Source organism: Photorhabdus luminescens subsp. luminescens, from assembly GCF_001083805.1.
Lineage (GTDB): Bacteria > Pseudomonadota > Gammaproteobacteria > Enterobacterales > Enterobacteriaceae > Photorhabdus > Photorhabdus luminescens.
Genome location: NZ_JXSK01000001.1, coordinates 1,008,582 through 1,021,898 on the forward strand (window position 1 = coordinate 1,008,582; position 13,317 = coordinate 1,021,898).

The 13,317-nt window shown below is 39.5% G+C and carries 10 protein-coding genes and 1 tRNA gene; 5 read left to right on the plus strand and 6 right to left on the minus strand.

Features of this window, described 5'->3' with window-relative positions; all coding sequences use genetic code 11:
- Positions 1-73: 73 nt before the first annotated feature.
- From TI10_RS04035 to TI10_RS04045, 3 genes are all read right to left on the minus strand, one after another.
- Complete coding sequence (locus TI10_RS04035; RefSeq protein ID WP_049581922.1) at positions 74-1,129, minus strand: alkene reductase; 1,056 nt, start codon at positions 1,127-1,129, stop codon at positions 74-76.
- A 343-nt stretch (positions 1,130-1,472) separates the two neighbouring features.
- Entirely contained in the window at positions 1,473-1,802 is a 330-nt protein-coding gene (locus TI10_RS04040; RefSeq protein ID WP_049581923.1) for a type II toxin-antitoxin system RelE/ParE family toxin, read from the minus strand.
- Positions 1,771-2,007: a TA system antitoxin ParD family protein gene (locus TI10_RS04045; protein WP_011146234.1), complete on the minus strand. Its 237-nt coding sequence runs from the start codon at positions 2,005-2,007 to the stop codon at positions 1,771-1,773. Before TI10_RS04045 ends, TI10_RS04040 begins: the two co-directional genes overlap by 32 nt.
- A gap of 407 nt (positions 2,008-2,414) precedes the next feature.
- Here TI10_RS04045 and TI10_RS04050 point away from each other — a divergent pair, with 407 nt between their 5' ends.
- Positions 2,415-4,013: a phospholipase D-like domain-containing protein gene (locus TI10_RS04050; protein ID WP_049581924.1), complete on the plus strand. Its 1,599-nt coding sequence runs from the start codon at positions 2,415-2,417 to the stop codon at positions 4,011-4,013.
- A 193-nt stretch (positions 4,014-4,206) separates the two neighbouring features.
- Here TI10_RS04050 and TI10_RS04055 read toward each other — a convergent pair whose 3' ends face one another.
- Together TI10_RS04055 and dsdX are read right to left on the minus strand one after the other, a co-directional pair.
- Positions 4,207-5,538, minus strand: coding sequence for a D-serine ammonia-lyase (locus tag TI10_RS04055; protein ID WP_049581926.1), 1,332 nt, complete (start codon positions 5,536-5,538; stop codon positions 4,207-4,209).
- 434 nt (positions 5,539-5,972) lie between these two features.
- Positions 5,973-7,316 carry a D-serine transporter DsdX gene (dsdX, locus tag TI10_RS04060; protein WP_049581927.1) on the minus strand — a complete coding sequence of 448 codons (1,344 nt, stop codon included), beginning with the start codon at positions 7,314-7,316 and terminating at the stop codon, positions 5,973-5,975.
- A gap of 241 nt (positions 7,317-7,557) precedes the next feature.
- Between dsdX and dsdC the strand changes: the two genes are divergently transcribed.
- Complete coding sequence (gene dsdC, locus TI10_RS04065; RefSeq protein WP_049581929.1) at positions 7,558-8,496, plus strand: DNA-binding transcriptional regulator DsdC; 939 nt, start codon at positions 7,558-7,560, stop codon at positions 8,494-8,496.
- A gap of 544 nt (positions 8,497-9,040) precedes the next feature.
- Positions 9,041-9,658 (plus strand): Ail/Lom family outer membrane beta-barrel protein, encoded by a 618-nt coding sequence (locus tag TI10_RS04070; protein ID WP_244161502.1) that lies wholly within the window; start codon positions 9,041-9,043, stop codon positions 9,656-9,658.
- Between the two features lie 414 nt (positions 9,659-10,072).
- Here the strand turns inward: TI10_RS04070 and TI10_RS04075 are convergent.
- Positions 10,073-10,148 (minus strand) — tRNA-Lys (locus TI10_RS04075).
- 252 nt (positions 10,149-10,400) lie between these two features.
- On the opposite strand from TI10_RS04075, the gene cycA reads away from it, so the two are divergent.
- Together cycA and TI10_RS04085 are read left to right on the plus strand one after the other, a co-directional pair.
- Positions 10,401-11,807: a D-serine/D-alanine/glycine transporter gene (gene cycA / locus TI10_RS04080; protein ID WP_049581932.1), complete on the plus strand. Its 1,407-nt coding sequence runs from the start codon at positions 10,401-10,403 to the stop codon at positions 11,805-11,807.
- A gap of 480 nt (positions 11,808-12,287) precedes the next feature.
- Complete coding sequence (locus TI10_RS04085; protein ID WP_049581934.1) at positions 12,288-13,316, plus strand: NAD(P)-dependent alcohol dehydrogenase; 1,029 nt, start codon at positions 12,288-12,290, stop codon at positions 13,314-13,316.
- The last annotated feature ends 1 nt before the right edge of the window (position 13,317 follow it).

Here is a 13,317-nt window from a genome sequence, read left to right on the forward strand (position 1 = left end):
ATTAACATCCCCGGAAAACAATTCGAACATCTTTCATGTTAGGCTATCCATTGCGGGTAAGATATCCCCTTACCTAGGTAAGCGCTGGATAATCAGTATAGCCTATAGCACCAGGAACCATAAAAGTTTCCGGTTGTTGTTCATTAAATGGCGCTTCAACTAACAATCGGTAAGGTAAGTCTGGATTAGAAATGAACAATTGACCAAAAGCCACGGCATCAGCTCTGCCGTCAGTAAGAACTTGCTCAGCACTTTCCTTAGTTAACTCCTCGTTAGCAATGTAGGTTGACCCAAAGGCTTCTTTTATCACCTTGCTTAAGTCACCATCAACGACGGAATCACGCGAGAAGATAAAAGCAATACCACGTTTACCTAGCTCACGCGCTACATATCCAAACGTCGCCACAGGATTGGAATCCGCCATAGAGTAATGACCACCACGAGGGGACAAATGCATGCCAACACGTGATGATCCCCAAACTGAAATACAAGCGTCTGTCACTTCCAGCAGCAACCGCGCCCGATTTTCAACTGAACCTCCGTACTGATCTGTACGCAAATTAGCATTATCTTGCAAGAATTGATCAAGCAAATATCCATTAGCGCCATGTATTTCTACTCCATCAAACCCCGCCGCTTTTGCATTTTCCGCTCCACGTTTGAATGCTTCGACAATGCAGGGAATTTCATCAAGCTCAAGCGCCCGCGGAACCACAAAAGGACGTTTTGGGCGTAATAAACTGACATGTCCATCAGCCGCAATTGCACTTGGCGCCACCGGCTGTTCTCCATTAAGGAAAATAGGGTCCGATATCCGCCCCACATGCCAAAGCTGTATAAAAATACGCCCACCAACAGCATGCACAGCATCCGTGACCAATCGCCAACCAGCAACTTGTTCATCCGACCAAATACCCGGCGTATTCTCGTAGCCAACTCCCTGTGGGGTTACTGAAGTCGCTTCACTGATAATCAAACCAGCAGAAGCACGCTGAGCATAGTATTCCGCCATCAGCGCATTAGGGACACGCCCTTCTCCTACTGCACGATTACGTGTCAAAGGAGCCATAATGATGCGATTTGGCAAGTCGAGATCACCAATGCGAATTGGGTCAAAAAGTGTAGGCATATTTCCTCTCTCATATATACCCGTCATCTTTCAAGTTGCCTCTTTGTTGGCTGCGCTCACTCACCCCGGTCACATAGTTATCTATGCTCCCGGGGATTCGCTCCCTTGCCGTCGCGATGCATCTTGAAATCCATAGGGTATGGATTAATAAATGCACTTCATTGCAAATCATCAATAGGTATATCACCAGATACCAGGATATCGGCAAGCTTAATGCTATGACACAAGAATTATTTTGTTTGAAAGTGGCATAGGTCACTTGTAGCCTTTGACTTAAGTGAATAAATGAGTGGTATTAAAAAAGGCTACGTAACACGCAGCCTTGAAACGCTCTTTAGAACCCCTATCCAATGAGTTTTAAGTCCGCTTTTCTATGTCGCTTTTGTTCCTGATAAAAATTTTCATGAGAGCCAAAGTTCAGCAGGTATAACTCTATTTTCCCTTCAACCCAACAATAACCAAGCAATGTTAACTGGTTATTTAACTGAAATTTATGAACTCGAAGGAAACTTAAATCGCCTTTCTTCTGCTCACCGATTTCAGGGTTATCAATTATTCTATCAATCTCATCTTCTACTATCGTAAGAAGATCCTCAGATAACTTAGATAATGCCTTAGAGAAACGTCTTGTTTCATAAACATCAATCTTTGGATCTTTTTGTCCTTCTGACATAACGCGACACCTTACCGCTATTGACTTCGCTTTTTGCCAGTAAAGAATCAAGGATAAAAGAGTACGGCAAATCAGGGTTATCCTCCGCAATGCGGCCAATTTTAGCCCAATGCTCAATTTGCTTAGGTACACTTCTGCTTGAAGCTTCTGCATGAATTTTTACATCATTCACGAAATCATCGTCCAAACGTATACTGATAGCCATAGTTTAGTTCGCCCCTCTGGGATTTTGTACTACATGCGATATAAAACGCATCTGTATAGAATGCAACATTTTGTCGCATGTTGCAATTTAAAAAACCAAACAACACTCAGCCTTGAAACATCCTTTAATGGATAGATGCAATAACCTACGTTTGAAAATACGTAAGCCCGATTTTACCTTTTTTAACCTCCCATCCTCAAAAATTGGTTATGATTATAGATAGCTTGCCTGATGCTGGAGGCTGTTGGTTGATATGTAAAAAATTATTGCCATGAGGATAACTATATGAATTTATTGGATGGTTTACACAAAAAACTGGACGGTTACTTTCATAAAACAAATGGAGTCAACTATGTAAAAATATTTGATACTCCAAAAATATGGGGTTTCCTTTTGGAAAGGAGATAATGCCCCAAGCTATTAAAAGAGAAGCGGAATTTGAAGATGCTATTGTAAGCATTCTGGAAAACATGCGTTATCGCTGTGATATTTCCTCCTTAAATGCTCCGGATGCAGAGTGGAGAAAAGTTATCCTATCCGCTATTGATCGCGCATTTACCAAAAAAATAAACAGGAAGGACAGAACCCAGATAAGGTTCTTATTCGCTCAAACACCGACATCTTTATTAAACGGTGTGGATTCATACTTTGAAGGTACTCCTGAATATCTGGCATTGAAGGATGATATTATTAAATTAATTCAAGCAAGGAGAGATTATTGGGAGTGTATACCTGAAATATGGATCGGTCGGTTTTACAGGATAGTAGACGGACTTAAAGTATCATTAGAGAAGAAAGTGCTGCCAGAGGAAATGTTTCCAGAAGCTGATACCAGAATGACATGGAATCATACAAAAATTATCGCAGTTGATGGAATTGAGTCATTTGTCGGCGGCCATAATTTAAATATGGATCTGTTTAAAAATTATCCTCCAGTTCATGATGTCTCTGTTAAAGTTATAGGATCGGCATCATTAAGCTCACAATTATTTTTAAATAAAATGTGGAAGGCTGATACAGATCTCTTAACTAAAGAATTCTTTGATATAAATGAAAATAAATGGGTTAATGCAAATGGTATTGTAGGAAAGCCAGAAGATCCATTAAAAAGAAGGCACATTACTGAATATATAAACAGAAAAAAAGAAGAATACCGAAAAAATCCACCTAAAGACCCAGAATATAAGAAAGCAAGCAGGATATTATCCGTAGGTAAATATTGGGCAGGGCCTGATATGCGAACAGATTACAGAAAAGGCTCTGAAGTAATGAAAGAGTTTATAATAAAGAATGCAAAGAGAAAAATTCGCATGTCCCAACAAGATCTTGTCAGTGCATGGAAAAAACAGTGGCGAGATCATCATGTGTGCCGATGGTTGATCGAAGCATTACTTGCCAACCCCAAACTGGAAGTTCAAATTGTTGTATCGCCGCTTGATGCAGCAGCAGGTGCTGCTGGCGATCAATATTCTTTTGGTTCTGGCGCCAGAAGAACGTTTGAATTATTTCAATACTATTTGACACATGATGAGCACACCAATGAGAAGCTGAAAGATCCGCATGGAATCAGGCAAGCCGCACTGAAAAGAATAGAAGTTGCCCCTTTTTTCTTTACAGACCAAGTCCCTGAAGCTCTTTCGATTGAAGGTACTACATACAAATGGCCAGCCGCGGAGGAAAGTTCTTATACTTCTACGCTAAAAGAACCGTCTCTTTTTGAAAGACCTCCACAGGAAGGTGCTATAGGACGCCCATTCCGATCCTTAATTAAAGCAAGTGGTCCGGTATATCCTAAAGTTCCCCCTGCTCCGGGGAATCATGCAAAAGTAACAATAATTGATGATGAACTATACGTGGTTGGTTCTGATAATCTCTATCCGGGCTATCTTTCGGAGTTCAACTATCTCATTGAGGGAGAAGATGCGGTAAAAGCTTTCATTAAATCCTACTGGGAACCGTTGTGGAAATACTCAGGGCCACATTCATTTAATTACAAAAATACTTAATGTCAGTAACAAATGTACTGATATATTCCCGCCAACGGCTGGCGGGAATATTACTTGAAAAACATTAAAGAAATGACTTTTCAGAGTAGGAAACCAAATCAACGCGTTTTTCAGTAATAGCCTGGAAGCCAGCAGGACATTGAACCTAAGAAACCAGATGCTGGCAACCGGATTATCCCTGTGAAAGACACCATTAGATTTTGGCTGTCGCCAAATATTTTGTCATTTCATCATCGGGTACCATACCACCGCCAGTTGCCCAAACCAAATGCGTAGCTTGTTTCATCTTTTCCACTGAAAGATTCTTATTACGCAGGTAATCATGGTTTCCACTCACACGAGCAGGACCCGCCATCCCTGCTAATGCCGAAGGCTCTAACCGGATACCCTCATCGCGATTCAATAACCCCAACAGATTATACATTTCCTGATCTTGAATAGTATAAAATCCATCCAGCAAACGTTCCATCGCACGCCCAACAAAGCCAGAAGCCCTGCCTACCGCAAGACCATCAGCAGCGGTGATATTGTCGATACCGATGTCTTGTACACAAATATTGTCATGCAAACCAGTATATACCCCCAACAACATACTGGGAGAATGGGTAGGTTCAGCAAAAATACAGTGCACATGATCACCAAAAGCTAATTTCAGTCCAAATGCAACACCACCGGGACCACCACCAACACCACACGGCAAATAAACGAATAATGGGTGATCTTCATCAACCATAATATTCATCTGCTCAAACTGCGCCTTTATCCGTCCTCCTGCAACAGAATATCCCAGAAACAACGTTTGGGAATTTTCGTCGTCGATAAAGAAACAGTTAGGATCAGATTCAGCTTCTTTACGCCCTCTGGCTACGGCTACCCCATAATCCAGTTCGTGTTCCACGACATTGACCCCATGCGAACGTAGCTTTTGCTTCTTCCATTCACGAGCATCGGCAGACATATGCACACTGACATTAAAACCCAGTTTCGCACTGACAATACCAATGGACAGCCCCAAATTGCCGGTAGAACCTACAGCAATGCTGTATTGATTAAAGAACCGTTTAAATTCTTCCGAAAACAGCTTGCTATAATCATCGTTTTCAGAAAGCAACCCCGCCTGTAATGCCAACTTTTCTGCGTGAGTTAACACTTCATAAATTCCACCACGGGCTTTAATCGAACCTGAAATTGGCAAATGGCTATCTTTTTTAAGCAGAATCCGCCCTGTAATACTCACACCGTAATATTGCTCCAGTGTTTTCCACATCGTAGGAATAGCCACTATTTCTGATTCAATAATGCCATGTGTGACGGCAGTTTCCGGGAAAGCTTTACATAAATAAGGCGCAAAACGATCCAGGCGTGCTTCAGCATCCCTAATATCATCAGCGTCCAAACCGACAAAAGGCAATCCCTCTTTAAAGGTGGTGTTACAAGGGTTAAACCAAAAGATTTCCTCTAATTCCATTAAATTTTTTACTAACGGATGCTCATTTAGTAATTGTTGAATTTCAGTACTTTTCATGTATGTATTAACCCAAGATAAGTGTTTCCCTGGTATATACCCGTTATCTTTCAAGTTGCCTCTTTGTTGGCTGCACTCGCTCACCCCGGTCACATAGTTTTCTATGCTCCCGGGGATTCGCTCCCTTGCCGTCGCGAGGCATCTTGAAATACATAAGGTATTAAAACAACTCTTGCTTTTTTAATTATTAGAATTTTTATTATATTCAATATGTTATGTTTACTACAACTTCCTACAATATATCAGCACATCATACTTTTTTTATTTTTTATCTTCCCCTTATTTTGATTACTACGTTAATGTTTATTTTGTTTATTATTTTAGCTATAAAAGCTGCCTGTTTTACAGGCTTCCCTGGTATTGACACTTCGCACGTCTTATTCTTATTTTTCAAGCTGAGCTGCTACTTCTTTCTATTTACACAATGGTAGAAATTACACAATGGTAGAAAGAAGAAACGTCCCAACCAACGCAACCACAGACGCAATAAACGTTGCGGTTGTGTAATACTTAAAAGTTTCACTGAGCGTTGCTCCGCAATATTGCTTAACCAACCAAAACAGTGAATCAGTCACAATAGTACAGCCGATAGCACCAGAACCAATTGCTAATGTAATGATTTCAGGGCTAATATCTGGATATAACGGCAACATAGGCGAAACAATCGCTGTTGCCCCCATCATTGCAACTGTTGCTGAACCAACCGCCGCATGCAAAATAATGGCAACCAACCAAGACAAAAGAATTGGGTGCATATCCAGATTTGACAAAATAATAGCCAACGTATCACTCAGACCACTTACTTTTAAAACACTATTAAATGCTCCGCCCGCGCCGATAATCAATAAGATATTAGCGATGGAGGAGAAACAATCTTCTGTTTTCATCAACAGCGTATTCATTCCCATATTTTGCTTAATGCCCAAAGTGTAATAGGCAACAAACGCGGCAATGAACATGGCTGTAATAGGATTACCAACAAATTCCAGCACTGTATAAAAATAAAAGGTGGTGCCTTTTTCTATATTTAATTCAACAACCGTTTTAATCAACATTAACCCAATTGGCAATAACACCGTAAACAACGTTATGCCTAAAGAGGGTAAATCCTGCTCTTTACGTACTGCAATTTCAGAAAATTCAGCCGGAACCGATTTAAAAGGCAGACGGCTACCGAGAAATTTCTGAAATAATGGACCACCCACCAAAGCTGCAAATAGACCAACTATCAGCCCATAAACAATCACCGAACCAATATCCGCACCCAGTTTATTCGTCACAAATAATGCAGCCGGGTGTGGAGGAACAATACAGTGAACCGCCATCAATGCTGTACTTAATGGGATCGCTAATTTCAGCAGTGACGTATTGGTTTTCCTAGCAATAGAAAATGCCAGTGGAATTAACAATACCACCCCGACTTCAACAAACAGCGTAATACCACAAACCAAACCAATGAGTACCATAATGATATCAGGTGACAACCATCGGCATTTTTGCAATGTGATACCAATACGCTCTGCCGCGCCAGATATCTCCATCATCTTACCAAGAATGGTTCCCAGACCAATCACTACGGCCAAAAAACCTAACGTATTCCCGATTCCCCCTTGAATAGCGCTCACCATTTCAACAGGGTTCATTCTCATTAAAGTACCGACATAAAAACTGGCTAACAATAACGCGAGAAAAGGGTGAATTTTTAATTTAATTATTGTAAATACGATTAACACAATACTTGTGAGTAACGTACCAATCACCCAAGGTTGTGAATCCACTTAATCATTCCCCACAGTTAGCCTCTGTTCGTCATGCGAATTTTCATTATTGAATATGAATATTCAATTTTTGACAAATGATTAATACATAGCCATGCATGAATCAGATTGAGCCAATTCAGTGATACTGATCAAAATTTTCACTTTATTTGCGATTTAAATCACTAAAACTATCTGAAATACACCGCCTTAATGATACGGTTGTATTATCCTTCGCCGATGAACTAGAAACACTACAAATATGTACACAGATGACAATTTCATGGTTGTGAATAAGTTACTCAATGGAAGCCAGTTATCAAAGCTGCATACATTTGAGATAGCCGCTCGCCACTGCTCTTTTGTCCTAGCCGCTGACGAATTAGCTATCACTGCCAGTGCGGTCAGCCATCGAATCAGTTCTCTGGAACAAGAATTGGGATTCAAACTTTTCCAACGTTTTCACAGAAAAATTGAATTAACTTGTGAAGGAAAGCGTTTATTTTGGACAATTAAATCGACGCTGGAACATCTAAATCAGGAAATTCTGGAAATAAAAAATCAGGAGTTATCGGGTAATCTGACTATTTACTCCCGCCCGACCTTTACTCAATGCTGGCTAGTGCCTAAATTGGCTGATTTTAATCAGCTATACCCATCCATTAACCTGAACATCTTGGTCGGTAACGAAAATGTCAATTTCCGCGGTTATGGTATCGATCTTGCGATTTATTTTGATGATATTATATCCAATGAGCTATCACATCAATATCTGATGAGTGAGTATATTACCCCGGTCTGTAGCCCACAATATGCCGAAAAGCATAATCTAATGGGAAATATCGATAATCTACAATACTGTACACTATTGCATGATAAACAAGCATGGAGCTATGATTCCGATACCAAAGAGTGGAATACTTGGGCAGAACACTTCAATATTACGCTGGAACCATCACACAAGTGCATTGTCTTTGATCGTTCCGATTTAGCTGCCGTTGCCGCAATACACCATGCGGGTGTTGCAATGGGCAGAAAAAATATGATTTGGGAAAAAATTGAAAACAATGAATTAGTCGCCCCCTTTCCCAATACTGAAGTATTATGTAAACAGTATTACTATACCTGTACCCTGCCTCAACAACAGAATGAGAAAGTCAATGCCTTTATCCAATGGCTACAATCAACTATAGACGAATAAAAATATAGCCAACCATTAACGGATATAACAAACCTGCCCTGTTTTAAGTGGCGATGGTAAGTTTTAAGTGGCGATAGTAAGTCGCCACAGAAATTTAACACCGGATTCTACCGTACTTTCAATCCCATCACTTATTGACTCCAGCAAAATTTTGACCATATCAAGCCGGTGATCCTTGGCAAGCTTATATGCTCAAAACAATTAAATTATACTTTTCACAATCAGATACATCGATACATTCCCTAGCCCAGCTAAACAAGGTGTAGAATCAGTATCAAACAGAATGATAAAGACTGAATTCCATTTTCTACAAAATCCAGCCTTATTAAATAAATATTGCAACAGTAGAGATAATATCTATCGACCGCAATAACCACTTATTATTTTCACATTTTTACTGGGATTTTAATATCACTATTTCTATCCTTAAAAAATCAGTAATAATGTAATTATTTGAAAAGAACATCTAAATTTAATCAAAAAATATATACTAATAGTGTAAGTTATGATATTCATCACAACTGCTGATAAGCAAATCGTTTAAATGAGTTATAAAGTCGTTTATTTTAGAAGTATGAAGTATATAGAGTGTAATGAAATGCAAAAATTGTTATTAAGAAAATTGTTATTAAGCTGTGGAGTTATCTTTTCTGTATCTGCGATAACTTTACCTGCTCAAGCAGAACAACATACAGCTTCAATCGGATACGCCTACGTGAAACCACAAGATGCAAGCGCGCTAAATGGTGCAACATTAAGTTACCGATATGAGCTTGATGATCAATGGGGGCTATTATCATCATTTACCTTTGCTAAAGGGAATGAAAAAGAAACAGAGTATTATACAAGGGATGACTTAAAGTACTATTCTTTAATGATTGGCCCAACCTATAGAATTAATGACTACATTAGTTTATATGGGCAACTCGGACTATCTAGAATAAATGATAAATCTACTGCCCATTATAGTGGTGGAGAAATCGAAAAGGAATCAGCAAGCAAAAACGCTTTAGGTTGGGGAACGGGTTTTATTATCAACCCAACAACCAACACCTCAATTACTGCCGGTTATGAAGGTAGCCGTTTTAGTATTAAAGATGGAAAAGAGAAAGATCATACATCTACTAACGGTTTTAATATAACTGTCGGCTACCGTTTCTAATCTTAATCAATGAGCAATGTATCATCACCAAGGTTGAATATTCTATTTAATTGACAACTTTGGTGATTTTTCAAAACAGTAAATCGCCATAAATATTTTTACAAACCCAGTAAACATTATCAGAAAAAATCATAGAAAGAAATTAAATGGATGAAAGAAAAATAATTTTCAAATATTGAATATATATGATTTAGATATATTTTTATTGGCAATTTTTTTGATTTTTATTTCTATTAACAATATAAAACAAGAAATAACCACTAAAAGCGAAATTCAGAAAATATGTGTATTTATCGCCAAATCATCTTAAGAAGATGCAGAGAATATTAAATCAGACCTGATATGATTATGACATGAATAAGTTACATAGAAAAATAAGTTGTCAATGAAATCTTCACAATTCATTAATTTGATTGGTGGGTTGTCGGGGGCTCGAACCCCGGACCAATTGATTAAGAGTCAACTGCTCTGCCGACTGAGCTAACAACCCAATGTGCATAATTATTCCCCTATACAAAGCTGTCGTCAATATATTATGACCATTTTTTTCTGAACGAATAATTCATACTCAATTCCAACAGCATTAACAAGTTAAAATGTAACCAATTTGTTTTTAAAGTGAGATCAGACTGTTATTACTATAGTAATCTGTGTCACAATATTTTTCGCAAACATCATCATATATAAGGCCACTTAAAGAGCCGTAACAATTTACCTAAGAAAATATTGGATACTATATACTATGGCAGAAAATATACACACTTCACTTTCCGCTGAAACCGGGGAAACGCAGTTGCAACGCCATCTAAGCAACCGGCATATACAACTTATCGCTATTGGCGGCGCCATCGGCACCGGCCTGTTTATGGGCTCAGGGAAAACAATCTCTCTCGCCGGACCCTCGATCATATTCGTTTATATGATTATCGGTTTCATGCTGTTCTTTGTGATGCGCGCAATGGGTGAGCTATTGCTTTCGAACCTGAATTATAAATCATTCAGTGATTTCTCCGCCGATTTGCTCGGGCCCTGGGCTGGTTTTTTCGTCGGCTGGACTTACTGGTTCTGTTGGGTTATTACCGGTATCGCCGATGTGGTCGCAATCACTTCCTATATCAGCTATTGGCAACCGGATTTTCCACAATGGCTCACATCCCTGCTCTGTGTTTTACTATTGCTCTCCCTTAATTTGGCTACAGTGAAATTATTCGGGGAAATGGAATTCTGGTTCGCGATGATAAAAATCGTTGCCATTATCGCTTTAATCACAACAGGCGCGGTTCTGATTAGCATGCATTTTCAATCTCCAGCCGGTCATACCGCTTCTCTGGCAAATATATGGAATGATGGTGGATTCTTTCCCAAAGGATTAAGCGGATTTTTCGCTGGATTTCAAATAGCCATATTCGCCTTTGTGGGCATTGAATTAGTGGGTACTGCCGCCGCAGAAACTAAAGATCCAATGAAATCGCTTCCCAGAGCTATTAATGCCATCCCGATTCGTATTATCACCTTTTACGTGCTGGCGCTGATAATTATTATGTCAGTCACACCGTGGCGTTCAATCATTGCAGACAAAAGCCCTTTTGTTGAGCTGTTTGTTCTAATCGGTTTACCCGCAGCCGCCAGTATCGTGAACTTTGTGGTATTAACTTCTGCCGCTTCTTCAGCAAACAGTGGTGTTTTCTCCACCAGCCGCATGTTATTTGGATTAGCAAAAGAAGGTGATGCGCCACAGCAATTCGGCCGCCTTTCACGCCGTTCTGTACCAGCATCAGGATTAATTTTCACCTGTCTATGTTTATCCTGTGGTGTAGTGCTGATTTATTTAATTCCTGATGTTATGCACGTGTTTACCCTGGTAACCACCGTTTCAGCCATTCTATTTATGTTTATCTGGAGTATGATCCTAAGTTCATATCTGGTTTACCGGAAACGTCGCCCGGCATTACATAAGGCTTCAACCTATAAAATGCCATTGGGTATTATCATGTCATGGGTCTGTCTGGCATTTTTTGCATTTGTTCTGATATTACTCACTTTACGGGATGATACCCGCCAAGCATTAATCATCACACCTATTTGGTTTTTGATCTTAATTATCGGTTTTCAAATTGTAAAAAAACGTAGAACACGTTTGTACAGCTAACTCATTCAAATTTCATCTATATGACCTGTTGGAATAATACTCCACAGGTCTTTTTTAGTGATATGACTAAAATTCTTGTGCTTTATTATTCCATGTTAGCAATAGCGACTACACTCTCAAAAGTGGCTTTCTGTGGACGATGAACCGTCAATTTTAATCTCTAATAAACGTTATAATTATATAATCATTTAAACCAATTCAGTCACGCAAAAAACGTCGTATCACGACATTATATCGAATTCAAATATCCAAATGCTTTACTCTTGAGTTGAATATCCCTTTTGCAAAAAAACTATTATTTTCTCAATATAATATACATGTCAAAAAGAGTGACCAAGTGAACAATTCTCTTTTTAACATTGACACCAAAACATCACCATTGAATAAGACCTTAACTTAAATCACATAAATATAATAATTTTCGATCTAACATCCACCCAAATAAATGATATCGGTAACATCAAAATAAGAGGACGTATCATGAAAGCATTAGTATTAGAAAAAGCAGGTCAGATTTCAATTCAAGACTGGGAAAACCCCGAAATAGTGGGTGAAAATGATGTTGAAATAAAAATTCACTCGGTGGGAATTTGCGGCAGCGATGTGCATTATTATCAATACGGGCGGATTGGGCCATTTGTTGTCGAAAAACCAATGATTCTCGGGCACGAAGCATCCGGTGTAATCACCGCAGTAGGTAAAAATGTGACGCACTTAAAAATCGGCGATCGTGTCTGTATGGAACCTGGAATTCCTAATCTGCAATCACCACAATCACGAGCAGGTATTTATAACTTAGATCCTGAAGTTCGTTTCTGGGCGACACCCCCTATTGACGGCTGCTTACGTGAAAGAGTCATCCATCCGGCAGCATTTACGTTCAAATTACCGGATAATGTCAGTTTTGCCGAAGGCGCAATGGTTGAACCATTATCTATCGGTATGCAAGCAGCCACAAAAGCAGAAATTAAACCAGGAGATATCGCATTAGTTATTGGTGCCGGCACGATCGGAATTGTTACCGCACTTGCTGCATTAGCCGGTGGTTGTTCTGATGTCATTATTTGTGATCTGTTCGATGAAAAACTAGAAATTGCAAAACAGTATCCAGGTCTCCACCCGGTTAATAGCAAAATACTTGCTGAGAAAGTTAATACATTAACCGATGGTGATGGCGTCAATATTCTCTTTGAATGTAGTGGGGCAAAACCCGTCATTGCCACTATTTCAGAACATATTGCACCAGGAGGAATAGCTGTTCTGGTCGGTATGCCTATCGATCCGGCGCCATTTGATATTGTCTCTGCCCAAGCTAAAGAGATCACATTCAAAACAATCTTCCGCTACGCAAATATGTATCCTCGTACTATTCGTTTACTCAGCGCTGGCAAGCTCAAGGTAACCCCCCTATTATCCGCAACCTATAAATTTAAAGACAGCGTTCAGGCGTATGAACGAGCCGCAGAGGGTCGTCCGACAGATATCAAAATTATGTTGGAAATGGAGTAAC

What these genes read in the sequence shown, in the direction of transcription:
- TI10_RS04055 (WP_049581926.1), bottom strand. Translation starts at nt 5,538, where the DNA reads ATGAAAAGTACTGAAATTCAACAATTACTAAATGAGCATCCGTTAGTA.
- TI10_RS04040 (WP_049581923.1), bottom strand. Translation starts at nt 1,802, where the DNA reads ATGTCAGAAGGACAAAAAGATCCAAAGATTGATGTTTATGAAACAAGA.
- TI10_RS04070 (WP_244161502.1), top strand. Translation starts at nt 9,041, where the DNA reads ATGAGTTATAAAGTCGTTTATTTTAGAAGTATGAAGTATATAGAGTGT.
- TI10_RS04085 (WP_049581934.1), top strand. Translation starts at nt 12,288, where the DNA reads ATGAAAGCATTAGTATTAGAAAAAGCAGGTCAGATTTCAATTCAAGAC.
- dsdC (WP_049581929.1), top strand. Translation starts at nt 7,558, where the DNA reads ATGTACACAGATGACAATTTCATGGTTGTGAATAAGTTACTCAATGGA.
- TI10_RS04050 (WP_049581924.1), top strand. Translation starts at nt 2,415, where the DNA reads ATGCCCCAAGCTATTAAAAGAGAAGCGGAATTTGAAGATGCTATTGTA.
- TI10_RS04035 (WP_049581922.1), bottom strand. Translation starts at nt 1,129, where the DNA reads ATGCCTACACTTTTTGACCCAATTCGCATTGGTGATCTCGACTTGCCA.
- TI10_RS04045 (WP_011146234.1), bottom strand. Translation starts at nt 2,007, where the DNA reads ATGGCTATCAGTATACGTTTGGACGATGATTTCGTGAATGATGTAAAA.
- cycA (WP_049581932.1), top strand. Translation starts at nt 10,401, where the DNA reads ATGGCAGAAAATATACACACTTCACTTTCCGCTGAAACCGGGGAAACG.